Source organism: Alteromonas sp. KC3 (assembly GCF_016756315.1).
Classification (GTDB): Bacteria; Pseudomonadota; Gammaproteobacteria; order Enterobacterales; family Alteromonadaceae; genus Alteromonas.
In genome coordinates, this window is the sequence record NZ_AP024235.1 from 3,626,672 (window position 1) to 3,651,206 (window position 24,535).

Sequence of the window (24,535 nt, forward strand, 5' to 3'; positions counted from 1 at the left end):
ATTGCTCACCTTCGAATTAGCAATTCCTAAAGAAACTCAGACTAAAAAATAAAAAAAATCATAAACAACTGTTTTAATTTGCTTTTTTGATACTCAACATGCTCTTAAAACTACGGTTCAAAAATGAATTTTAATGAGCATAAAATATCCTTTAATGCTTTAATGTATGCATAATGTACATTTTGAAGAGGTGGTAGTAGTGCCGAAAACTAGCAGACGAAAAATCCGCACTCGCTCCGACTGGGCAATCATTGCGAGATGGATAAAAGAGAGAAAGAGTGACGAGTTTGACAGGCTTCCAGCGCATATCAGAGAACTCCTAGATAAGTCTGAATCTGGCCCACACGACCAAGACGAGCTAATCGTTGCAGAACTAGAGCGTGCAAGAGAGGAGGGTTGGCTTTCTGGTTTGTGGGATAGCTGTGTTCGCAAGCTTAAGAGAGTACGTGACGCTGAAGCTGGTAATAACAGACGTAACGATTACCTAATTGACCTCTCTGACAGTGCCAATTTAATTAACAGAATTAAAGACAAATTCCTACTTCTCAATCTCACCAACGTCCAGGCAGTCAACCTGGGGCTTTATTTCATGTCTTGGTCTCTGAGAGATCGAACGGAGGTAGTTAACGCCTTCTATAACCAACTTGGTCTAAATCCTAAAGATTATGAAAAGCCAGACACTGATGATGCGGAATACTTTGTAGATTTTATCGGAGGACAAAAAGAAACAGATGAGGCGGAAAAACTGGCACATGAAATTAAAAACAGTGAATATTTAGACGAAAAACTGTTGGCTTTAGCAAAAATGATCAATTTGCCAAATGTGTTATCCGGCAGCGATATTGAATCACTTAGTAAGAGTATAGAAACGTGGTGGCATTCGACGGAGATATCTGGGACCTTAGGAGGCACTAATTCTGATGATGAGGACTTCGAGTGTTGAAGTTAGTTTTTGCATATGCAAAAAAAACGGAAACCACCCAATATTGCTATAACGTATGTATAACGCTATTAAGTGTAAAGCTAGTTGTAAGCGGTATTTGAGTAAAAGGATGTAAGATTTAAGCATGTCTGACGCAAATTTGAGTTTTGAAGATATTCATTGGAGTAACAAATTTGCAGCTCACAAGCACAAACCTAGCTTCAAAAAACACAGTGAAATAATACGGCCACTGATACAGACACGCGATTTTTCTTACGGTTCTGATGCTGAAAAGCTTCTCAGTGTTATTCAAGACAAGCAAATGTGTGCAGCACAGGCTCGCTTATTAGAACGCTATCTTTGTAAACCAAAACAATATCTCACGTTAGACATCGACCATATTTCAATTTTTATTGACTGCTCAAATAACTCGGTAGTTGAAAAGCTTCTCGATAATGACGCAATATGTAATCCAAAGACAAAAACACGAGCGACGGTACTCAAAGTTAAAGAAGAACCTAACGTCGGCAAAGTACATAAGAAGCGATACTATGACGGTAAAATAGGTGTAAAATACACGCGCCGATTCTCAATGACGCTATTCGATAATACTTACAAACGTATTCAGCTTTACTTAGCAGACGGAACAGCTAGCACATCTAATCGGAAAGCATTGCGGTTAGACATTATTCCTAGCAGGTTTAGTGACTTTGAACTACAGATATTCTTCCAGCACTTGAGTTCTATTATTGGAAACACTCAATACAAGCAAGTCATTAGACATGCAAAGTGCCAGCGACTTGATATCGGTTTTAATATGCCCGGGGTCAGTCAGCTATTTCTATTTGTAGATCATGCTAACAATCAGTCTGTTAAAGCCGGTGCATGCTTTCCTAATGGAGATGCTTTTGCAGAAACGACCTATATTGGCGATAGGAAGCAAGCGAATCATTATATTGTTTACGATAAGGTGCTTAAGGAACTTAAAAAGCATTCAGAGCGGTATGGGTGGACACACAGACGCAGCAGTAATCTACTAAGAAAGTGTATTGTTGCTAGTAGAGTTGAGCGCCGCCATTTCTTCGGTGAAAAGCCGTTAAAACTGTCTAATCTGCATGATGCAAAAATTGATTTTGAAGGGCTCTCATTCTTCAATCCTAAGCTCTTACCTAAGCTTGAAAAGCCTAAACTGGTGAGACTACTCAAAAACAAGAGTCGTCGAAAGAAAGGCAGCGAAACTGAAAAACTCAATGCTTGGCGCGCACTGAGACGAATTTATATTGCGCAAAAGCTACCGCCGTTTAGGCTGGATACTGACTGGTACTCAAACGCAAAAACTAAGCTAATTGATCACTTCCTAGCCACTATTACACTCACAGCTAAAAATGATGCGCCTAATAGTAAAACCTTAGAACAATACCGTCACTGGTGGCAGCGTTCAGAAACCAACAAGCTATTCTCTTTCGATGTAAGACCAGTAAGAACATTTGACCCATTCAAACCAGACAGAGCGTGGCAAAGAGCTGTTGAGTCGTCAGCTCCGCTTACTATTGTATACGGTGGTGCTGGTACAGGTAAAACTAGGCTAATGGCAGAACGCGCTCAATACCTTGCTGATAATGGTGTACCAGACAACGAAATAACGTGCTTATCGTTCACTAACGCCGCTGCTGACGAGCTTAATCAAAGGTTCAGGACAGGTTTTACGGTCAGACCTAATGTTTCCACATTCACTGCGTGGTGCGGTAGACAGTTGAAGAACCTTTTCCCAGAATATAAGGGCTATAGGTACATTGCTGACACTGATGATGAAAGCGGCAAAGTTGAAGTACTAAACAAGATTATTAAAGATCTTAAGGCAACTATTTCGGCCTCGGACGTCAGCGATGTTCTGTCACTTGCTTACAACGACTGTAAATCAATATCAAAATGTGCAGAGCCGACTCTGGGAAAAAGCAAGGTTAACGAATGCCTTGAGGTCATTAAGCACTATGAGAAATATAAAAAGGTTAATAGGCTTTGGGATTTCGAGGACGTTGTAAGAGAGCTAGAAAGAAGGATAAAAGACAAGACCACAGCCGAGACGCTAGGCAGAAAGCACAAACACCTACTACTTGATGAAATGCAAGATACCAACCGCGCACAAATCAAACTGCTTGGCAGGCTGCTTGAATCTGGGATAGAGCTCACTTTTGTGGGAGACATATCCCAGTCTATCTATGGTTTCAGAGGAAGCAGGCCGGAATTGCTAACCAAGTTTGCGAAAAACAAAGATGCAAATGTGTGCCACCTCACTCGACAATATCGAGCATCGAAACAACTATTAATGCTAACTAACTTTGTTCGTCAGTTTACGGGGACTGGCAGCAGAGGTTTGCGAGTTCGGCCAGACTCTGATGGCACGCTACCACATATCTGTCATGTCGATAGACTCGACAATGTACTTAAACCAATAAGTGCTTTTCTAAAAAAGCACCACAATACCGATACGCTAATTCTTGTCAGAACAAATTCGATGGTTAAAAAACTGAAAACAACTTTGAAAGGACTTGTTGATCCGGAGCAAGTGATAACAATGCATAGGGCTAAAGGTCTGGAGTGTCAGAACTGTATTGTGATTGACCCTCGATTCAGTGGCAATGTGATAGATACGAAGAAAGAGTTTAACCGCCTCATCTACACAGCTGTGACAAGACCCAAGTATAATTTAATGCTTATCAACTCGCTTTCTAACACCCACTATTACAAAGATGGTATTGATCACGAAGATATTAACATTTTAGATGTATTATCGAATTTGGAGGGTGCTATCCAGTCCCCATAGCCAATTCAATGTGTTGAAGGCATAAGCCAAAAGTAATTACTGTTAATGCATGTTAAAGGTAACTATGTGCCAGTTGCAGGTCGTCGGTTTCCCATCGGCGTGCGGCAGCTTGGTACGCAGGCTGTGTGAAAACCCATTTTTTACCGATACCACTGTGATAGCTCTACAGTGTAATTTTTGGCTCTGTAAAATTATGAATGATTGTTGCTTCAACTTTTAGGACTTCAATGCAGATATCAGTCCGTTAACGCCTATGATATTCATCATTCTTTTGAAGTTGTATGCCAAGACTTGCAGACTTACCTCTGTTTTAACGTGTTTTAGTGTCTTCGTAAGCAATTGGTGAGTCCCTGCCCATTGCTTTATTGTACCGAAGGGATGCTCGACGGTTTGATGCCTTAATGTCATTGCGTTTGGCATATTTTTATAAGCTTGAGCAACCCGCTCAACGTGTTCCTCATCATCAAGCCTGCGGATCCGTCTACCTGCTGGTGAAGTTGTGCACCGTGATTTTATAGCACAACCTTTGCAGGTCATGACCGACATGTAAGCACGTAACGGTTTACCTTTATCCGTTGAAACAAAACTAAACGGGATGTCTTTGCCAGCAGGACATTCATAGACATCTTTCTCTTTGTTATAAACAAAGTCTTCTTTGGTAAACAGTCCCTTGCTTCGATTGGCTGAAGTACGAATCTTCGGAACAATTGCCGTAACGCCTGCCTCATGAACGGCCTTAAAACTCGTACTGTCGTCGTAACCTCTGTCTGCAAGAATGGTAATGTCTTGTTTATCTAATATTTGTTGTACATGTTGGCTCATGGGGACAAGCTGATGTCTGTCACTGGGGTTGTTCGTCACATAATGTGCAAGTATCAGGTGGTGCTTGGTGTCGACAGCCGCTTGAACATTGTAGCCAACTAACACGCCTTTATGCTTGAGCGCCATTCGCCTGCTGTCAGGATCGGTATAGGATATTTGTTTATCGGGTAAGGATTCCAGTTCTTGCTGAATTACCTTTTCGCTTTCCAGACGCGCTTGCAGTTTAGCGAGTTTGCCTTTCAATTTTATTGCATCGTCAGCTCGCGACTGGCGGTCTGCCCTGTCGAGTTCCATGAGATAATTGGCAATATCTTTTTCGGTCGTTTCAATACACGTCTTGATCAAACCACGAGAGTAGTTTTTAGCGATATTATTAACCGCTTTGAATTTAGTGCCGTCTATAGCCACAATGGCATCCGTAAACATATTCAGTTCACGACATATCAACACAAAGTGCTTACAGACTTGCTGTATAGCGTTGCCGTTATCACGCCTAAAGTCAGCAATCGTTTTAAAATCTGGGGTTAGGCGCTCAACCAGCCACATTAACTCCACATTCCTCTGTGTTTCTTTTTCTAAACGTCGACTTGATTGAATGCGGTTAAGGTAGCCATAAAGGTAAATCTTGAGCATGGTTGCTGGCGAGTAGCTTGGTCTACCTGTTTTAGCAGGTTGACTACGAGCAAAACCCAACTCAGATAAATCCAATGAATTGATAAACATATCAATTGCACGAATCGGATTATCTTCATGGATATAATCATCCAAAACTTCCGGAAACAGCGTGCTCTGTGTTCTGCTTTGGCCTTCGATAAATCTCGACATGCATTTGAAACCTATCAGCTTTCTGATAGTTTCATTTTACCAACTGACACCCAGATTGAGGATCAATAGCTAAGACAGATTGATCATATAAAACGCATACTTAGACCAAAAGGTGATCAATAGTTTTCACACAGCCTGTACGTATTTCGGACGGTCGCTTTTTGGTGGCGCTAGGTGGCAAGTAAGGGATATTAGCGGACTTATTGTAAATCAATTTATAAGTCCACTGATAATAAGCAACAGTAGTCCAGTTGTTTTTCTTTTCTAGACTTTTATATTAATCTTCATGACTATTCGATGAACCACTAGCACTAACGAAAACTGTTTCTAAGGTGATTTTTATGAAACTAACAATCTGGTCTGCCGTTTTTTGTTGTCTATTCTTTGCCGTAGAAACGTTTGGTCAGTACAAAACTGGTCTAAACGGCGAATTTCTGAATGAATCTGAATCTCAGACTTACAAGCAAACCAATATTTTTCATAATTCAGATGTTGTGTGGGCGGTAAATGTAGGTGGTAAGGATTACATTGGGCTAGACGGTATACACTATAAAGCTGAACAGTATGTTAGTGGTGGAATTCGGGGTGAAATAGATAAAATTTTAGGCTCTCAGGATAGTGTTTTGTATCAATCATATAGAGAGGGTGATGTCGCTATCGACTATCCTCTCGAAAATGGTGAATACAATATAGTTTTTCATTTCGCAGAGCCCTTCGATATTGACATGGACGGACGTTTGTTCGATGTAATTGCGCAAGACGAGCTGGTAATAAATGATTTGAATGTTCGCCTTGCACGGGATGGCAAGCATAAGTCAGGTTTGGTCACTGCTGTTTCAAACGTAAAAGTGACTGACGGAAGATTAAAAATAAGGTTTGAAGCAACGACAGGAAAGCCAATTTTGAGTGCGCTCGTTGTGCGCAAAACAAATGATGACACCAGAAGATGGAACTTGATTTGGTACGATGAGTTTGAAGGTAATAGTCTCGATGAGAGCAAGTGGTCGATAGATGTTTGGCCAGCATTCAAAGTTAATAGCGAAGACCAAGCTTATACTGCTAGAGCGAAAAATATCAGACTTGCTGATGGCAAGTTGATTATTGAAGCTCACAAAGAGGACTTCGAAGGGGCTGCATATACCTCTGGCCGCATTCATTCAAAAGGCAAAGGTGACTTTCTCTACGGCAAAGCCGACATCAGCGCCAAACTTCCCCCTGGGCAAGGCACTTGGGCTGCGATATGGATGCTACCAAGCGATCCTTACAAATATTCTACTACATGCAGACCCAATGAGGATTGGCAGGGAAGCAGAACCTGTGATGCGTGGCCAAATTCTGGGGAGATAGATATCATGGAGCATGTTGGCCATGACATGGGAACAGTATGGGGAACTGTTCATAACAAGGCCTATTATTGGATAAACTGGGAACAGAGAAAGGGCAGTATTGTTCAAGAGGATTTGGATAAAAGATTTCACCTCTATTCAGTTGAATGGACACCAGACCATATCCATATATTTCTAGATAACAAGCTATATTTCACTTACATAAACGAGGGAACTGGTTGGAAGGCTTGGCCTTACGACCATCCATATCACCTTATTTTAAACTTAGCTATCGGTGGAAACTGGGGAAGAGCAGGCGGGCCAATTGACGACAATATATTTCCTGTTCAAATGGAAGTTGATTATGTGAGATTGTATCAGCTAGCTGAATAAGGTTTAGAGACTAATCAAAAGCCACCTTAACACCGATAACGTCTGCGTTTTGCTGATATGCAAGATATTGTTCTGTAGCTCTGTCGACTAATGGTTACGTATTATGTGGAGCTTGTATAAAAAATTCTGACAGTCAGATTGAAGCCACAGATCTGCCGTATGCTCGAAGAAGCAAGAACGGCATGAGCTTTTTATTTGCTGCACAAAGGTGGCTTTGCGGCGAAAGCGCCATTTGAAATCAGAGTACTAAACTAATCATTGAATGTCCGCTCCTTGTCTCTAGCCGCCGTCCAATTAGGGGTTGCCTGATTGCCTGCAATTCGCTCAAAGAAGTTCCTCGAACTTATGAGGCTGAACGGTTAGCTGTAGAACTAGTCAACTGGCCCAAAGTGAAACCTGAAAATAGTTGCTGTTAACAGCTACCCCAGACAAACAGATTGAATAAGATAACAGCCCAAATTAGCCCCACGTTAATACGGATTAACGGCAAATTCTAAGCTTTTTGAAAATGATAAAGAGTTAAAGTAATTAACAATAGCTGTATCATATGTCACCATTGAATGGGCGACAATGCCAGCTTAGCTGATGACAAAGGCTCAATCTATAGTCGATGTAAGCGGCTGAAAAAATTGGTGTTATTTGATAATCCTACCCAACCACTTTAACATTTTGAAAATGTATTTTTACTGTAAAGGAAAGAGCGAATGGCGCTGACTTTTAGGAAGATTGCTTATGGCTCAGCAACACCTCAATCTGGAAGAGAGATTGTATATCTGACGGCAAACAACTGGGATGACTACAGTCACAAGACACAATTCAACGTTACGATCTTTGATTCACAAGCTAATCGCTTCGAACTCGGTGATGTAAAGATTGGATTCCGTAATCAGCAACCTGGGTGGACAATTGAAGCTATCCCTAATGGTGACTTTCACGAACTCCCAGAAGGATTCTTCTCGCTTGGTCAAGATGTGGATTATTACAAGGCAATACAAAATGATTTACCACATCAACTCAGGGAGAATTACCTATCAGCAATAAAGGATGTAGTTGCTTCAGCTGACATTTTAAATCAAGCGAAGAGCGAAGACGTATTTGAGGTGTCTTTGACTAGGGGTGTAAAGGCTGATGCAGTGTTCGGCCAGTTTCAGCGGGTTTTGAGTAATGATGCCGTTTTAACCCCCTTCTATTTTCGATATTTCAAACCTAGAACAGACTCATACTCTGGTATCGACATTGATTTCAATGTAGTTCCAAATAGCAAACCTCCAACGAACATCCATGTCCTAATTGGCCGAAATGGTATTGGAAAAACAACATTACTGAATAACATTGTTAAATCCCTTGTTGTTAAAGACTATCAAAACTCAGGTGCATTTTTTTCTCGAACACCACCATTTGGTAACATTCCACAAATAGATCCTGACAGTTTTTTTTCAAGAATAATTTCGGTCTCGTTTAGTTCTTTTGACCGTTTTGTTCCACCAGATGATCAGGACAACCACGAGCTCGGAGTCCGCTATACTTACGTTGGGCTTAAAAAGGTTGTAATACCAGAAAATGGCGAAAGGCGAACTAGTCACAAGGATAATGAAGACCTTTGTGATGACTTCATTTCTAGTGTCGTCAATTGTTTTAGAAGCAGCGCCAGAAGAAAACGCTGGGAAGTTGCTATTAAAAAGCTCGAGTCAGATAGAAACTTTGAAGACATGAACTTGGTAGAAAACCTAAACCTAGATCCTCAAGTTGAACAAGAAAAAAATGAGTTGAAGAGGAGATGTAGGCACTTATTTGAAACTAAATTGAGTTCTGGACATGCGATCGTACTTCTTACAGTTACGAGACTGGTTGAGAAAGTCGACGAAAAAACCCTTGTTATTCTTGACGAACCAGAAAGTCATTTACACCCGCCGTTGTTATCTGCTTTTATCAGTTCATTATCTTATCTACTGCTTAATAGGAATGGAGTCGCGCTAGTTGCTACGCACTCGCCTGTTATTCTTCAGGAGGTACCTCGAAGTTGTGTTTGGAAAATAAGACGTATTCGATTAGAACTTCAAGCCGATAGGCCCGAGCTCGAAACATTTGGTGAAAATGTTGGGGTACTCACAAGAGAAGTATTCGGACTAGAAGTCTTTCAGTCTGGGTTTTATGCAGATTTAGCAAGATTGGTGGAAAAAGGAAAAAGTTTTGACGAGATTCTAGATGAATATAACCATCAAATAGGGTTTGAAGGAAAAGCTTTGCTGAACTCTTTAATTGTGAATAGAGGTAATTAAAAGGTGCGGAGTATACCAAAACCTGAAGGGAATCAATTTTCGGCTAGTTCCGTGTATAAAAAGTGCGTCGATGAGGTAAGCAACAAAACAATGCGGGATGCTTTCAATTCAAGCATTGTGGATATTGTTAATGCGGCTAATGATTATGATACTGCTGGCAATAATTCAACTTTAGTGGAACTACTCCCCAACGATGGTGATAAAGAAAAAGCTTTTTTGAATGGGCTTTCTAAGGAGCACTTTATCAAGCTTTATTCAAACCAATTGGTAAAGAAAGAAATCCCCAGAAAAGAGATTTATGACCAGCTTAAGAGTCGTGCGCCTCATGGCAAATGTCCATTTTGTGGGTATTGCGACGTTGACCAATTGGACCATTATCTTCCCAAATCAAAATACCCCCTGTTGACGGTATTACCACTGAACCTTGTCCCATCTTGTCCTTATTGTAACGGTGGTAAAAATGCTGAAATTGCTGAGAGGCCAGAAGATCAAATACTGCATCCTTATTACGACCACGAACTAATAATGGAACATCAATGGGTGTTTGCATCGGTTATTCGTTCGCAGCCTGCTGCGGTAAAGTATTTCGTGAGAACTCCTGATCATTTTGACCCAGTTGCATCTAGCAGAGTAGTAAACCATTTCGAGAAAAACAGCTTAGCTACCAGATACTCGACTCAAGCTGCGGACCAGATATCAACTCTTCCATATACCCTAGAATATTTTTATTCGAGCGGAGGAGCTGAAAACGTTAAGGAGCATTTGCTGCGACAGTATCGTGCAGAACATCAGAAGTTTAAAAACTCATGGCAAACAGCAATGTATTTAGCATTAGCTGAAGATGACTGGTTCTGTTCAGGAGGATTTAGGTAACTTACGAAATTATGCTATTACTGCACGATAATTTCTGCGTTGAAAATTCGCCTATTTGACAGGTGTGAGAATTCTCATTGAGAATGTTGCGTAGTCAAGCACCTGTTAACAGCAACTATCCACTTTCGATTGCGACTGCAAGCAATTCAAGTACTATAAGCACTAGGCACGTTATTTTTCTTTGCATGGGCAGTTACGCGAATGGCACAACTTGAACGAGTAGATATTGAGGGTTTTGAACACTTTTATGTTTTTCTCCAAGATAACAGTAACAAGTGGCTCGCTCGCTTTAAGTTAGATAATGACCCCAGTAAAAAATGGTACTGCAAAACCACAGGTCAAGAAGACCTCGAAGACGCAAGAGTTGAAGCTAAATTTATTAGAAGAGAGTTTCAGTCTAAACTTAATGAAGGAACCTTAGTAAAAAATAAGAGTTTCAAAGAGGTTGCCGAACTCGCAATAGCTGATATGAAGCAAAAAATAGATGCTGGAACCGGTAAAGTAGTATTCAAAGACTACATCGGTGTGCTGAGGAAATACCACATCGAATTTTTTGCTAAAACGTCGATTACGTCCATTAAAAGAGCGCAGCTTAAGGAATTTGATAATTGGCGGTTTAAGAAAGCCGGTAAAGCTTTATCTAAATCCACAATCCTCAACCACAATGCAGCATTACAACGAGTGTTTGAGTTTGCTCTAGATAATGAATGGATGCTCCCAATTCAGGTCCCCAAATTAACAAATGATGGAGAGTCTGGACACAGACGTCTATCTTTCACGCCTGAAGAATATGACCAGATCTGCGAGGAAGTACTTAGACTTGAGCAAAATTCTAGAAAAAAGGTTACCGCCGAAATCCGACGACTACTTTACTACTATATGGAATTCGCGATAAATACGGGGTTAAGGCCAGGTACTGAACTCGATAATCTAAAGTGGGGCGACCTACATATCCAAACGCAAGGCCATCAAGCGCGCTTCTACTTGAACGTCAGGAAAGGAAAAACAACCAAGTTCACTGGAACAAGAGAGGTAGTCTGTAACGCAAACATTTATGATGCTATTTGGCTTCTCACCAGAGACTTTCCGGAACGAAAGCCTAACGATTTGATATTTAGATTGAAAAGCGGGAAGCAAACTAAGGAGCTTGGTAGAACATTTGCGCTTGCTCTCGAAAACCTTGGGTTAAAAAAGCCTAAAACAGAGAAAGGAGAGCAAGATAACTCATCAGGCGAGCGAACCTTATATTCATTACGCCATAGCTATATAACTTGGGAAATGAGAGCTCAAAGAGTTCCCATAGAAGTTCTTGCCAAACAGTGCGGTACATCTATATCTATGATTGAACAACACTACAGCCATGTTGTTCCTAAAATGTATAGTAACCAGCTATCTGGACTTGAACTTGACGAGGTTCAGCAGATTAAAAACCGATTCGCACTTTCCAATGAAAAAGCAATAGAAAGCTACTCCCGCAGGGCCAAAGAATGGGCAGCCAACTACAAAAGACGAGGCTGTATTTAAGGACTACAAAACGAAAGGAGGACTAATGGAGCCACAAGAATTTATTCTACATTGTCGCAATGAGCTAAGAGCTTGTTTTGAGAGTACAAAGAAAGGCGAAGGTGATGACGTAAAGAAAAGCCGTACTGAAGGACTCTTTCAGGCATGTCGGCTACTTGGAATTTTAACTTCAGAAGAAGTTCGCGATATTTATGAGGAAGAACACATTCTTGTGTTTGGCGAAACTATTCAGCGAAGGAAGAAACGGAAAGAGCACATGAGTCAATTAAAAGCCTACTCGCCTGACGATTATTTTGATATTCCAGCTATAGAGCGGATGCGTTAAAAACAAAGAAATAAAGCCCTTCCGTGCAAAGTCCATGCAAAGCGCCTAAAAACAAACTTTAACCCTTTGTTTTTAATGGATTATTCATAGACACTAAACTTTCAAAATCCGCTGCTAGCGATAGCGTGGCGGTTCAAGTCCGCCCACTGGTACCATCTTATTCGTTAGAAGAAGATACTGAAACCGACTGTTAGGTCGGTTTTTTTGTGTCTGAAGTTCCGAAAATCGACACGCAGGCGTGTCGGCCGAAGGTCGGTCCCATCAAGTCCTGCCTCTAGGGCCATATACTTCTTTAAAAATAGATCCTGAAACCCACCTTTAAGTCGTTTTTGTTATTAATCTTATAGGTTGCCAAGATTATTTAACGTTAAATTGATAGTAACTCAACTTTGCAAGTTTGCTTTCCCAACCATAGGATTTGCAAAAAAGTTTAATTGGCTAAATAGTTTCTGTTAGATGTAAGAAAAGATAATCGCTAATGTGGATTCCTTCTCAATGGATGAGATGTTGCCTAATACTTTGCGATGGAGATATATACTCTATTCTTTGTAGTAGAAGATTACACTTTAGGTACTTAAGACAAGGATGTTTGTGAATGCCAAGAAGTAAAACCACTTTTATTGATCTGCTGGTAGAGTCGCCCTGGTGGGTTTCGGTAATAGTCTCCGCCACAGCCTATGTAATGATGGCGCATGTGTTGCCATCCATTCAAATCGATAACCAAATTACCGCTATGGTGTTTAGAGCCTTTGCGATCCCCGCTCCTTTTATCGCAGGCATGATATTGCTTGCCGCCCCTTTTGCGTTTTTGAATGCTCGCCGAAAAGCCAAGCAGCTGGATACCCAGCGTAATATTCAAACTGTGCGTAATTTGCACTGGCGTAACTTTGAGGAGTTGGTGGCAGAAGCCTATCGCAGACAAGGATATCGAGTAGTTGAAGGAGGCTATGGTGCTGATGGAGGCATCGATTTAGAGCTTTTCAAGGATGACCAACATACCTTAGTACAGTGCAAGCAGTGGAAAACACAAAAAGTAGGCGTAAATGTGGTGCGTGAAATGTTTGGTGTGCTCACTGCGCATCAGGCTAACCACTTTATCATCATCAGTTCTGGCACCTTTACCCAACAGGCTATCGACTTTGCGGCAGGCAAACCTATCGAGTTGATTGACGGGCCAAAACTATTAGCACTAGTCAACGATGTACAAGTTTTACCTCAGGTAACTATTGAAAAAATTAAGGTATGCCCAAGGTGTTCTGGTGAGTTAGTCGAAAGAACGGCGAAACGCGGTGCTAATGCAGGTGATACCTTTTTGGGGTGCGCCAACTTTCCGAGATGCCGTTACACCGAATAACTAAGGATAGAAATGAAAGACCTCTTAAAATTATGGAGTACTAAATTTGTTGAAACCAACATTTACTATTAAAGTAACAAAAATAATCTAAACCTCTAGTTTGCACTAAAAACTTTTATGAAAATTAAAAAGGATTTTAACCATGTCTTCATACTCCGAGTTAATTATTGGAATAACGGCTCCCGTTGGGGTAAGTTGCTCTGAAACAATAGCAATTTTAGAAAAAGAAATAACATCCCACAAATGGACTCCTTGTCTTATAAATACATCGTCTATAGTTTTAAAAGAAGATAAATTTTCTGATAGTAGAGAGCAGGAGAAGGGATTAACATCATTTAGAATTTTGAAAGACAGCGAAAATATTCAGACGAGTTAGATAAAGAAATAAAACTAAACTCTTTAAATGCCACTGTAGTTATAAGCCATATTATTAAAAATAGGAAATCACAGATAGACAAATGTGAAAAAGAAGATAAACATGGTGTAGTCTACACAATAAATGCTCTTCAAGATGATAAAGATTCTGAGCAGCTAAGAGAGTTTTATGGGCAAGCGTTCTTTCAAATAGGTATAACTGATACAGAAGAAAATAGAAGAAAAAATATTGACTCTATTCTCAGAGCTGAGGACTTCAACAATAAAAAAGAAAAAAATTTCGCAAACGACGCAGCTAGGAAAATAAACAAGAATGAAATAGAAAAAGTTTTTGTTAATTCGGACTTTTTCGTAAGATCCTCAGAAAATGAAAACAATATAATTGAGAGAATGATAGATTTAATATTTGGCGCCCCAAATATTACTCCTACTCACGATGAATACTCAATGTTTATGGCTTTTATGGCATCTGTGAATTCGGCCGACTTATCAAGGCAAGTTGGCGCTGTTATTACTTCTAAATATCTTGATATTATTGCTACTGGTTCAAATGATGTACAAAAATCAGGTGGTGGAAAATATTGGCCAGATAGTACTTACAAACCTCTCACAGAAGATAGTTTTGGAACTTTTGAGGATAAAAGAGACGCGAGTATAGGTTTCGATGCTAACGCAGCAGAAATCTCATATCTCGCCGATGAAATAGCTTCAAATCTAATCAATTCTTCGCTAGATTTTGGTAGTGTTACCAAGGGTGAACTATCAAGCGTTCTGAGAAATAAGACAAGCTTGAAAGATATTACTGAATTTGGACGCGTTGTTCATGCAGAACTTTCAGCTATTATGAGTGCATCAAGAAATAGTCTGAGTGTTGTTGGCGCACACCTCTTCTGTACCACTTTTCCTTGTCATAATTGTGCAAAACATATTATTGCTAGTGGAATAAAAAAAGTAACTTTCATTGAACCCTATCCGAAAAGTAAGGCATTACAATTACACACCGATTCAATATCGATTGACGAAGAGAACAACGAAAAAGTTGTTTTTTCGGCATTTACAGGAGTAGGTCCTAAGCGATTTTTAGATCTGTTCTCAACTATGGCTTTGGGTGCTGCAAGCAGAGTTATAAGAAAAAATAAAGAAGGCAAAGCGTTACCAACTCTAAAAGGAACATACTGTAAACCGAAAATTCCGGTTTCGCTTAGTATTCAAGAGTTTAATGAAAAAAGACCAGACATACAAAAAGCTATAAGTTTGGCAGAGGATATTATTAGCAGGCCCGAAGAACTTTTCGAAAAAACCTACACCTCCTACATAAAAGTATTTAATGGTTCAAGCGGAGTCAATGTAATTGAAAGAGTAAAAGATCTATCTAACAGCTACCCTCTCGATTACATGTTCAACCTGTCTATCGTACAAGAAGAATACAGAGAGTCGCTTTACAAAGGCTTATTCGTCACATTTAAGTTGGCGGTTGGTGACAAGCGCATTCTTTTAGCTAACTCAATCGAACCTCTGTCTGTTGTTGAAAACTGTAGCGGGACAATTATTGGGAAATTTATTGGCACTGCATACAAAAGCAAGAAAAGCAGCGATTGGTATATCAATCGTGTATCAAATAGGCATAAGTCAGATTATGTAATCAAAGATATTGAAGTTATTCAAAAATTAGATATCGATGACATTGCAGAGGTCGAAGTGTCGTTTATCTTAACAGAAAATACACACGGATATTATGAGGCCAAGAATGTCCAATGGCAAAGTTAAGATAATGGAAAAAGAACAGGCAAAGGTTTTGCTAAGTGTCAAAAGATCAATTTAACTAATTGATCTTAATGTTCATGCAATTGTTCACAAACCGCTGCTAGCGATAGCGTGTCGGCCGAAGGTCAGTCCCATCAAGTCCGCCCACTGGTACCACCTCTTATAGAAGTAGATACTTAAACCGACCTTTGAGTCGGTTTTTTTGTTCTTGGAAAATGGGTTTAGGGCTTTTATCTTCAGGCCGCTTCTACCTAGCGTTTTATACTCTATAATGCAGGCTACACTCATGGGTATCAGCTTTTTAGAACGAATTAAACTCCATTTTACAGCTTCAAAACGGTATAATCGCGCGCAAATTATTGAAGGAAATAGAATGAAAGTTTTAGGTGTAGATTTAAAAAGTAACGACGCTACCTTATGTCTATTGTCGTTAGTTGACGGTGTATTTCATATTCCAGATTGTCGCTCTCGCCGCTTAACACTTGCAGACACTAGCGCTAAGGGTTTAAAAAACTTTCAGAGCACGTTTGCCAAATTAGCGGCTGATTATAAAGTGGATGCTGTTATCATTCGTCAGCGTCAGAGCAAAGGCAAGTTTGCAGGCAGCGCCATTGGTTTTAAGCTTGAAGCAGCCATTGAGCTTATCGACGATTTAGACGTGATTGTCTTCAGCCCAACTGACATAAAAGAATCGTTACGCAAAAATCCTTTGGCAGTGCCGTTCTCTGAAACAGGTTTAAAACAATTTCAAGAGCCCGCGTTTACAACTGCTTATGCATGGCTAATGAAAAATGAGCACGAGGCTTAAGGCTGGGTCAGATAAGTAGACAATAGTGAGATCCAATGCACCTGCAGAATATTCGCAGATGCATTGGATTAGCGTAGTTAGTTAACTTCAATTGACCAATCAGCACCGTCATTAGCAGCCGACCAGTAATAGTTCTTTGGAACAGCGCCAGCTTCTACAACCCACACTTGAGCCACCAGCCGCTCAACATCACCACCAATCGTGAGCTGATATTCAGCCGCGCCAGCAGGCAATGTTGTGCGCAACTGACAGGTAGTGTAGTCAACTTTCACTACCCCATTCACCGTTGAAAAGTTGTTGCAAACATTCAAGTATACTCTCGATGCATCAGCATTATTATCCAGTGACAAAGTTAGGTTGTTTTTGCCTATAAAGTCGAATTTTTCATCACTAATGATATCGCCTGTTTCTTCTGGCTCTTCCACCGGTTCTGGCGTAGTAGTGGGCGGCGGAGTACTTGCCGGAGGCGGTGTGCTCGCAGGAGGCGCAGACTGCCCATTACCACTAGAACTTGAAACTGACGTATCGCTACCGCTACCACCGCCACCACAAGCGACTAACATTGCAATTGCTGGAATAAGTAAAAGATGTTTCATTGTCAGCCCCTTAGTAAGAATAAACTTTTGATAAGTCAGCGTTTTCGCTCATAAACCATGACTTTTTGTCTTGGCCATTAGAGCTTACAAAGTCTGCAAATTGAGGGTAAGCTCTTAAAATATCCACATATTCTTGAGGATGAAGCCAGTTACTGTTCGTGCTTGCATTAATGGCTATAGCCCAAGGTAATCCATTTTCTGTTTGATAGGTGGCCCCAGCTCCCAAATCTGTGGCATCTTCAGCTAAACCAAAGTAACTTGTGTTTGCTAACGCTGTAGGTGTTTTGTTTTTAAGATGAATTTCTAAACCGCGCCCTGGGTTAGTTGCAAAGGCATCTCCATGTTCGGTCCCCTCTGTGGCGAAAATGAAGGGTTTATAAGGAGCCTGAGGGAAGTTGCTCACACTAACATCACGATTGAACTGAAGCGAAATTGCAAACTTAAATTCATATTGTGACGTACATCCCTCTTCGGTTTTATAGAACCAACAACCGCCGGCTGTCACGTGCTCCCATAAATCGTCGCTAATTTTTAATACCGCGTACTCGGTACCATTCTCTAATAAAGGTGTCGCCACTTCGGTGCCATTAATGTAAAAACGAATAGTATCAGTATCGATATCCTCATTAGTGATACCTTCAAGCTGAATAGCAAACCCATTGTTATACGACGCGCCCATAGCGGTTAATTCACCGGTGAGGCTCAGTTTTTTAACGTGGTTTTGTTGCGAGACAATCATTGACGAGTTAAGACGAATTACAACATCGTTAAAATCATAATCACCGGTTTCAGGCCAGTTATCTTCAAAGGCCAAGAAGTATGGCGTATTGTTCACTAAACTGTTGCCTGAGTTAACAACCGCTACTTGATAATCTTCCACCTCACCATCAGTTACACCACCGCTTGGTCCAACCCCCGCCGTGGTTGTATAGCGCACACGGGCCCAAGTTACACCTGAGGTGACTTCTAATGGAGTATCTTCGAAGAGGAAGTGCGTGCCTGAAGTTAAGCTTTTATCAGCAATTAATTGCTCGCTCGCGTCGAACTTGCCATTCTGATCCCAGTCGACCCACATACTTAAGAAGCCGTCACCTTCGACTGTTACTTGCATAAAGCTTTCTAGACCAGCTTCAAACGCGGTAATAAAGTTAACCCCGTCTTCATCGCCATTGGTCTGCTCATCTGTGAACGGCGAAACATGCGCATCATATTCAGCATCTATAGCATTACCCAAATGAATGCCTTCAACCACGCCGTGTCTTGCGCCGTTACTGGCAAGCGAAGTTAAATACGAGTCTGGCGCATCGCCAAAATCAGTAGTCGCTGGCACAGATTCATCGGTGATGGGTGCCATCGCGCAGCGCGCACCATCATTATTGCCAGAACTTGGGCCGTAGGCGAAAAGCTCAGCTTTTGGATTATTCCCGTCAACATCGATACGGAAAATATTTCCATCTGAGTTTCGACTAATGTAAAAGGTGCCGTTTACGTCAAAATACGCCGCGCCGAAGGTTCCTCGTTGCCCCACGTTGCTTACTTTCGACTTACTACCCGTGCTAACGTCTATACGATATAAGTCACCATATTTGTCTACGGCATAGGCAAAACCGTCGGTTGGATGAAACGCTAAATCGTAAATTAGCATTGAAAGCGAAGCGCCATCGATTACGCGCTGCATGTCTAAATAATCGACATCATCTTCATCTAAAGAGACTCGATACAAGCCATATTGACTGCCTTTCTTATACAGATAATAGGCATTTTCTGTGAGCGCCACATCACCAACAAAAAAGTTCGCTCCGGGTTTGTTGGTTACTGTTAACGGCTCAATTTGGTAGTCGTTACCAATTCGTACGATAGTATTGTTTTGATAACCCCAGCCATAAAGATATCTGTCGTGGTTACTGAACCCAAAACCATTAATCCGATCGTTCGTGCCAAGATTACTTGAAAGTAAATCAACGTTTCCTGTAACGAGATTTACCCCATACAACTGTGCGGTAGTGTCTTGCATTAAAAAGGCTTGTGATGGACAGGTGTCAAAAGCGTCTGCTACTACATGACATGACGATAATGCCGTTAAAATTGCAACTGCTAGCTTGCATTGTCTTTTCATTGAGCTTCTCACAATCAAAGGATAGTAATGACGGTGATTACAAGTTGCATGCCAGCGATAAGAAAAAACTAACCAAACATAGAAAATTAGCTTTTAAAACAATGCTATAAGAAAAAATCAAACCAGATTACTGCGTTAACTGTATTGGGTAAAAACACTTTGTATTTTCAATTTGCGAATTGCAAAATCAAAGAGATTCGCAATAAGAAAATCAATTCAACGCCATCACTCAGCACTTTTTAAGCGAGCAATACACGAGGAAACAAAATGTCACATTTTTTTTACCTTTAGTGATAGTGTAACCATACCCGTGTTCAATATACTGGGTTATCAGACAACCTTTTTTATTCAGTTTGCCTGTAATCTTTTTCAGCGTTTAACGACTAACGCTAACAGACAACTCATTCAGTAAGCTAAGTAAATTTAAGTTTTAAACAAACAAGGAAATAGATATGAAACTAGCAAAAATCCTCGTGCCTGCGCTTTTAATTGGTTTTAGTTCATTGGCACACGCTACCGATGCAGATGAAATTATCACCACATACCATGAAAATATTGGTGGGGAAGATGCACTTAAAGCAATGAAAGGTATCAAGATTGTTGCCGAAGTATCGCAAGGACCAATGAAGTTTCCATTGGAAATTGTCCAACAGTCTTCGGGCAAGCAGTACACCAAAGCGACTGTACAGGGTCAAGAAATCATGCAAGGCGTATTTGACGGTGAAACGCTTTGGAGCACTAACTTCATGACCATGAAAGCAGAAAAAGCGCAAACCGAAGAAACTGAAAACATGAAGTTAAATATGAACGACTTCCCTGATTCGTTAATGGATTACGCTGAAAAAGGCTATCAAGCAGAACTAATGGGCACTGAAAGTGTTGACGGCGAAGACACCTATAAGGTGAAGCTAGTTAAAGAGCCTATTACCGTTGAAGGCGAAGAAATCCCTTCTGTTGAATATTATTACTTCGATGCAGAAAGCATGGTCTTAGTGATGATGGAAAGCGATATTCACAGCGGTCCAATGAAAGGCCAGGTTCAACAAATAAAAATGAGTGACTATCAAGAAGTTGACGGTATTTATTTTCCGTTTGCTATGACACAAGGCATCAAAGGACAGCCTGCTGCTACATCGCCACTTGTAATTAATGAGATTGAATTAAACCCAACTGTTGATGACAGTGTGTTCGCATTTCCAGCTGCACAATAAATTGGTTTTATAAGGAGATAAACCCATGAATCAACTCCCAAAACGCTGGGCGTTGGCAGTTGCTATTGCAATGACTACAGCAGCAAGTGCACCCGCACTTGCTGTTGACAAGGCAAAAGGCAGCCCAATTTTTGGCGACTTACAAGCACGTCACATTGGCCCCGCACTAATGAGTGGTAGATTTGGCGACATTGAAGGTCACCCTACGAATAGCCGAGTGCTATACGCTGGCGCAGCGGGCGGCGGTGTGTGGAAGAGTGAAAATGGTGGTGCAACCTTCCAGCCTATCTTCGAAGAATTCCCTCAGTCTATCGGTGCTATTGAGGTGGACCCGAGCGACCCTGACAATACCGTATGGGTTGGTACAGGTGAGATCTGGACGCGTAACAGTGTATCGATTGGTGATGGCCTGTTTCGCACTAGTGACGGCGGTAAGAACTGGGAGCTCATGGGTTTTGAAGGCTCTGAACGAATTAGTAGCGTTATCGTAAACCCGCAAAACAGCAACGAAATTTACGTTGGTGTGTTGGGTGGTTTATGGAGTGACAGCACACAGCGCGGCGTTTACAAATCAACAGACGGCGGCAAGACGTGGGAACAGCAGCTTTACGTAGACGAAACGACAGGCTGTGCTGACCTTATCATGGACCCTCAAAATCCAAACGTTCTCTACGCTTCAATGTGGGAATTTAGACGTACCGGTTGGTCATTCAACTCTGGCGGTACTAATAGTGCACTGTATAAATCAAGTGATGGCGGTAAAACGTGGAACAAAATTCACCAAGGCTTCCCCGAAGGAAAGCTTGGAAGAATTGCCGTAGCCGTTGCACCTTCTGATCCGAACAGACTGTACGCAGTGCTTGAAACAGAGCAAGATGAAGAAAAAGGTTTATACGGTTCAAATGATGCCGGCGCAACATGGCAGCACCTTAATAGCGATTTTGGGCTAGTAGTAAGACCTTTCTATTTCTCGCGCATTACGGTTGACCCGAAAAACCCAGATATCCTTGTGAAAGGTGGCCTATTTGGTTCAATCTCAAGAGACGGCGGCAATACCTTTAGAAATATGGGTACTATGCACTCAGATATTCACGATATTTGGTTTGACCCTAACGATTCTGATCAAATGTTTGTCGCCACTGACGGCGGCATTTACCGTACGTGGGACGGCGGTACAACAATGGAAATTGTTGAGAATATTCCTGTATCTCAGTTCTATCACGTGAGTGTAGACAACGCACAGCCATATAATGTGTACGGTGGTTTACAAGACAACGGCAGTTGGTATGGCCCTTCTGCCGCCCCTGGTGGTGTACGCGCAAGCGATTGGAACAGTGTTGGCTTTGGTGACGGTTTTCGCGTGTTAAAACACGAAACCAAACCCGTAATCTATTCTGAAATGCAAGGTGCTGAAAACGTGTGGCGTTACAACACCAAGCTAAAACAGATTAAGACTATTCAGCCATTGCCAATTGAAGGCACACCAAAGTTTAGATTTAACTGGAACGCACCAATTACGCTAAGCCCTAACGAGCCTGATCGTATCTATATTGGTAGCCAGTTCTTGCACGTGTCAGACGACATGGGTGATACGTGGAAGATTATTTCACCAGATTTGACAACCAACGATCCCGAGAAGCAAAAGCAACTGGAATCTGGTGGTCTGTCGATGGATAACTCTGGTGCAGAGAATCACTCCACTATTTTCACCATTGCCGAGTCGAGCTTTGATGAAGACATCATTTGGGTAGGTACAGACGATGGTAATGTTCAGCTTACAAAAAATGGTGGCAAGTCGTGGACGAACTTAATCGACAACGTACCTGACTTACCGAAAAACACATGGGTGTCACACATTGAAGCAAGTGTGCATGACAAGAAAACCGCTTATGTGACCTTTGAAGGTCATACATCAGGTGACATGAAACCTTACGTTTATAAAACGCAAGACTTTGGTAAAACCTGGACGGCGCTTCACGATGACACCATTGAAGGCTTCGCCAGAAACATTCAAGAAGACACAGTAAATCCAGATTTGCTGTTTTTGGGCACTGAGTTTGGTCTGTTTGTAACAATCAATGGCGGAAAGTCGTGGGAACGTTTCACTAACAATATGCCTGCAACAGCAGTGCACTATTTAGCGTTGCAAGAGCGTACCAACGATCTCGTAATGGGTACACATGGACGCGGCGTTATTATTATTGACGATATATCGCCTCTTCGTGAGTTAAACGACGATGTATTAGCGAAGAAAGTACATTTCTTCGATGAAGGATCTGCGACCATTATAGATGAACAGCAAAGCTTTGGTGCTGGAGGGTTCGGCAGCGAAACCCAGTTTGTAGGGCGCAACCCAAATAACGAAGCCAAAATTGCTTACTACATGAAGAAAAAGCACATCTTTGGAAAAATGAAGATTGAGATCTTCAACGAAGAAGGTGAGCTAGTAAAAGCGTTACCAGCGGGCAAGAAGAAGGGTATTAACTTGGTCACATGGGATTACCATTTACCTGTCCCTAAAATTGCTACCGGAAAGACGTTTGCTCGCGGCGGTTTCGCGGCCCCTACCGCACCAGCAGGTGAATATAAAGTGGTATTAACCAAGGGCAAAGAAACCTTTGAAAGCACCTTAACGCTTAAAAACGATCCTGACTCAGCCTTGTCTAAGCGTGAGCGTCGCAAGCTTCAACAAACTACGATGAAGCTATATGACATGACACAAGACTTAGCATACTTAGTTTATCAAGTTGACCAGTATCTAAACGCAGCACAAGGCAGCGAATCTGACGAAGTTACTGCGATAACCGATAAACTTATGGCGCTGAAGGAGACCCTAGTTATCACCACGGGTGACAACTACGTTGGTGCAGCCGAACCTCAGCTGCGCGAGAAAATCGCAGACTTGTACAGCAAAATTACGCAAAGTTTTGTAGCACCATCTAAGTCTGAAATGCAGAACCTTGCGCTGTTAGAAGACATGTTTGATAAAGCAAAAAACACTTATCAAGCAATGGAAAAGTCAGAGCTACCTGCGCTTACCGCGTTATTGGAAGCTAAGCAAAGCAAAGTTGAAATAAAGTCATTTGACGATTTCGTCGCCGAATAAATTTCAGCACACCTAAAGCAGGCGAGTTATCGATGCTCGCCTGCACTTCCCTCTCAGCGCTTTTTCTTAACGTATTGAAGATCCATGAAATAGTGTTATTTCGCAGTACCTATTCACTAAATGTTCAGCTTACTCAATTTAGTTCTTTAACCAATTTGACATACGCTTTGTGAACTGCCATATTTTCGTTGAAGAAGTATATTTTATAAACAACATTGTACTGAGAAAGTAAGGTACATCTGAGATTTAAGGAAGAATGTTATGAAGAAGCTTTTCGCAGTAGTTTCCCTGCTAGTTCTAGCGCCTTTTAGTTTTGCAAGTCAGCACACCGGCAACGCTTCTTGCGCCACAGACTCTACGTGGCAGGAAGTTGGCTATAAAGCAGCAAGCCAAGGTGAGCCTGCAACGCAGTTTTACAATATCGTACAATCGTGCGACAAGCCAGCAACAGCGCAAGATGAAGCCGAGTTTGTGCAAGGCTACATGTCAGGCATTGAAAGCTTCTGTACCTATGACAATGGCTATGCACTGGGAAGAATTAAAAAAGCGTACCCGAATGTATGTCCAACAGCGATGGCCGATGACTTTATGCAAGGCTATGAAGTAGGATTACAAAAGCACAACAGTGTAAACCATGCTGTTTACCACGACGGTTACAAACATTCTCGCCAACCTATTCACAGCGCAAAGAGCGCTAGTGGTCGATAAGCAATCACAGAATTAAGTAAAAACCGACACATGGTGTCGGTTTTTTTATGCCCTAAAAGTGCGTTTTATTTTCGTAATAGTCTTGCCCGCGCAAATCAGAAAACACCACTGTAATGTCTTTGTCTGTCCCCACTATGGGCCGCAAAATGTCATCAACAATAATGGCCACACTGGTTTTTAATTCTTGCCCTCTATCAAACCACAGTATTTCAATGAAAGGGTAAGCAGGCGACGCGCCACCCTTCACGATAAACTCACTGGGTATGTGTTCGACAGTAAAATGATCGGCAGGCGTATCAGTCACCGCAGCAATACTCTCAACAATATCACCCGCAACGCTCGTAAGCGCGCTAACGTCAATTCCTCTAGCTCGAATGTGTGGCAC

The 24,535-nt window shown here is 41.5% G+C and carries 18 protein-coding genes; 14 read left to right on the plus strand and 4 right to left on the minus strand.

Going from position 1 to position 24,535, the window contains the following annotated elements; all coding sequences use genetic code 11:
• Positions 1-199 precede the first annotated feature (199 nt).
• Both JN178_RS16085 and JN178_RS16090 read left to right on the plus strand, forming a co-directional pair.
• Complete coding sequence (locus tag JN178_RS16085) at positions 200-943, plus strand: hypothetical protein (RefSeq protein ID WP_202262408.1); 744 nt, start codon at positions 200-202, stop codon at positions 941-943.
• Positions 944-1,067: 124 nt separating this feature from the next.
• On the plus strand, positions 1,068-3,746 hold the full coding sequence (locus JN178_RS16090; RefSeq protein ID WP_202262409.1) for a UvrD-helicase domain-containing protein: 2,679 nt from the start codon (positions 1,068-1,070) through the stop codon (positions 3,744-3,746).
• A 216-nt stretch (positions 3,747-3,962) separates the two neighbouring features.
• On the opposite strand, the gene JN178_RS16095 is transcribed toward JN178_RS16090, so the two are convergent.
• Positions 3,963-5,393 (minus strand): IS1182 family transposase, encoded by a 1,431-nt coding sequence (locus JN178_RS16095; RefSeq protein WP_202262410.1) that lies wholly within the window; start codon positions 5,391-5,393, stop codon positions 3,963-3,965.
• A 341-nt stretch (positions 5,394-5,734) separates the two neighbouring features.
• Between JN178_RS16095 and JN178_RS16100 the strand changes: the two genes are divergently transcribed.
• From JN178_RS16100 to JN178_RS16140, 9 genes are all read left to right on the plus strand, one after another.
• Positions 5,735-7,111: a family 16 glycosylhydrolase gene (locus JN178_RS16100; protein WP_202262411.1), complete on the plus strand. Its 1,377-nt coding sequence runs from the start codon at positions 5,735-5,737 to the stop codon at positions 7,109-7,111.
• Positions 7,112-7,815: 704 nt separating this feature from the next.
• The gene (locus tag JN178_RS16105; protein WP_202262412.1) at positions 7,816-9,390 is read left to right on the plus strand and encodes an AAA family ATPase; all 1,575 of its coding nucleotides are present in this window, start codon (positions 7,816-7,818) and stop codon (positions 9,388-9,390) included.
• Positions 9,391-9,480: 90 nt separating this feature from the next.
• Complete coding sequence (locus JN178_RS16110; protein WP_202262413.1) at positions 9,481-10,263, plus strand: HNH endonuclease; 783 nt, start codon at positions 9,481-9,483, stop codon at positions 10,261-10,263.
• A gap of 201 nt (positions 10,264-10,464) precedes the next feature.
• Positions 10,465-11,787, plus strand: coding sequence for a tyrosine-type recombinase/integrase (locus JN178_RS16115; RefSeq protein WP_202262414.1), 1,323 nt, complete (start codon positions 10,465-10,467; stop codon positions 11,785-11,787).
• A gap of 25 nt (positions 11,788-11,812) precedes the next feature.
• The gene (locus JN178_RS16120; protein ID WP_202262415.1) at positions 11,813-12,112 is read left to right on the plus strand and encodes a hypothetical protein; all 300 of its coding nucleotides are present in this window, start codon (positions 11,813-11,815) and stop codon (positions 12,110-12,112) included.
• Positions 12,113-12,707: 595 nt separating this feature from the next.
• Entirely contained in the window at positions 12,708-13,466 is a 759-nt protein-coding gene (locus JN178_RS16125; RefSeq protein WP_202262416.1) for a DUF2034 domain-containing protein, read from the plus strand.
• Between the two features lie 142 nt (positions 13,467-13,608).
• Positions 13,609-13,842, plus strand: coding sequence for a hypothetical protein (locus JN178_RS16130; protein WP_202262417.1), 234 nt, complete (start codon positions 13,609-13,611; stop codon positions 13,840-13,842).
• Between the two features lie 389 nt (positions 13,843-14,231).
• Positions 14,232-15,608, plus strand: coding sequence for a deaminase (locus JN178_RS16135; protein WP_202262418.1), 1,377 nt, complete (start codon positions 14,232-14,234; stop codon positions 15,606-15,608).
• Between the two features lie 370 nt (positions 15,609-15,978).
• A complete protein-coding gene (locus JN178_RS16140) occupies positions 15,979-16,413 on the plus strand; it encodes a DUF3010 family protein (RefSeq protein WP_202262419.1) in 435 nt (144 codons plus the stop codon).
• 77 nt (positions 16,414-16,490) lie between these two features.
• Here JN178_RS16140 and JN178_RS16145 read toward each other — a convergent pair whose 3' ends face one another.
• Positions 16,491-17,009 carry a hypothetical protein gene (locus JN178_RS16145; protein ID WP_202262420.1) on the minus strand — a complete coding sequence of 173 codons (519 nt, stop codon included), beginning with the start codon at positions 17,007-17,009 and terminating at the stop codon, positions 16,491-16,493.
• Positions 17,010-17,019: 10 nt separating this feature from the next.
• Positions 17,020-19,125, minus strand: a complete 2,106-nt coding sequence (locus JN178_RS16150; protein WP_202262421.1) for an LruC domain-containing protein — start codon at positions 19,123-19,125, stop codon at positions 17,020-17,022.
• Positions 19,126-19,577: 452 nt separating this feature from the next.
• Here JN178_RS16150 and JN178_RS16155 point away from each other — a divergent pair, with 452 nt between their 5' ends.
• From JN178_RS16155 to JN178_RS16165, 3 genes are all read left to right on the plus strand, one after another.
• A complete protein-coding gene (locus JN178_RS16155; RefSeq protein ID WP_202262422.1) occupies positions 19,578-20,336 on the plus strand; it encodes an outer membrane lipoprotein-sorting protein in 759 nt (252 codons plus the stop codon).
• A 25-nt stretch (positions 20,337-20,361) separates the two neighbouring features.
• Entirely contained in the window at positions 20,362-23,442 is a 3,081-nt protein-coding gene (locus JN178_RS16160; RefSeq protein WP_202262423.1) for a WD40/YVTN/BNR-like repeat-containing protein, read from the plus strand.
• A gap of 261 nt (positions 23,443-23,703) precedes the next feature.
• Positions 23,704-24,150 (plus strand): DUF2799 domain-containing protein, encoded by a 447-nt coding sequence (locus tag JN178_RS16165; protein WP_202262424.1) that lies wholly within the window; start codon positions 23,704-23,706, stop codon positions 24,148-24,150.
• A gap of 52 nt (positions 24,151-24,202) precedes the next feature.
• Here JN178_RS16165 and JN178_RS16170 read toward each other — a convergent pair whose 3' ends face one another.
• On the minus strand, positions 24,203-24,535 hold the full coding sequence (locus JN178_RS16170) for a DUF1904 family protein (protein ID WP_202262425.1): 333 nt from the start codon (positions 24,533-24,535) through the stop codon (positions 24,203-24,205).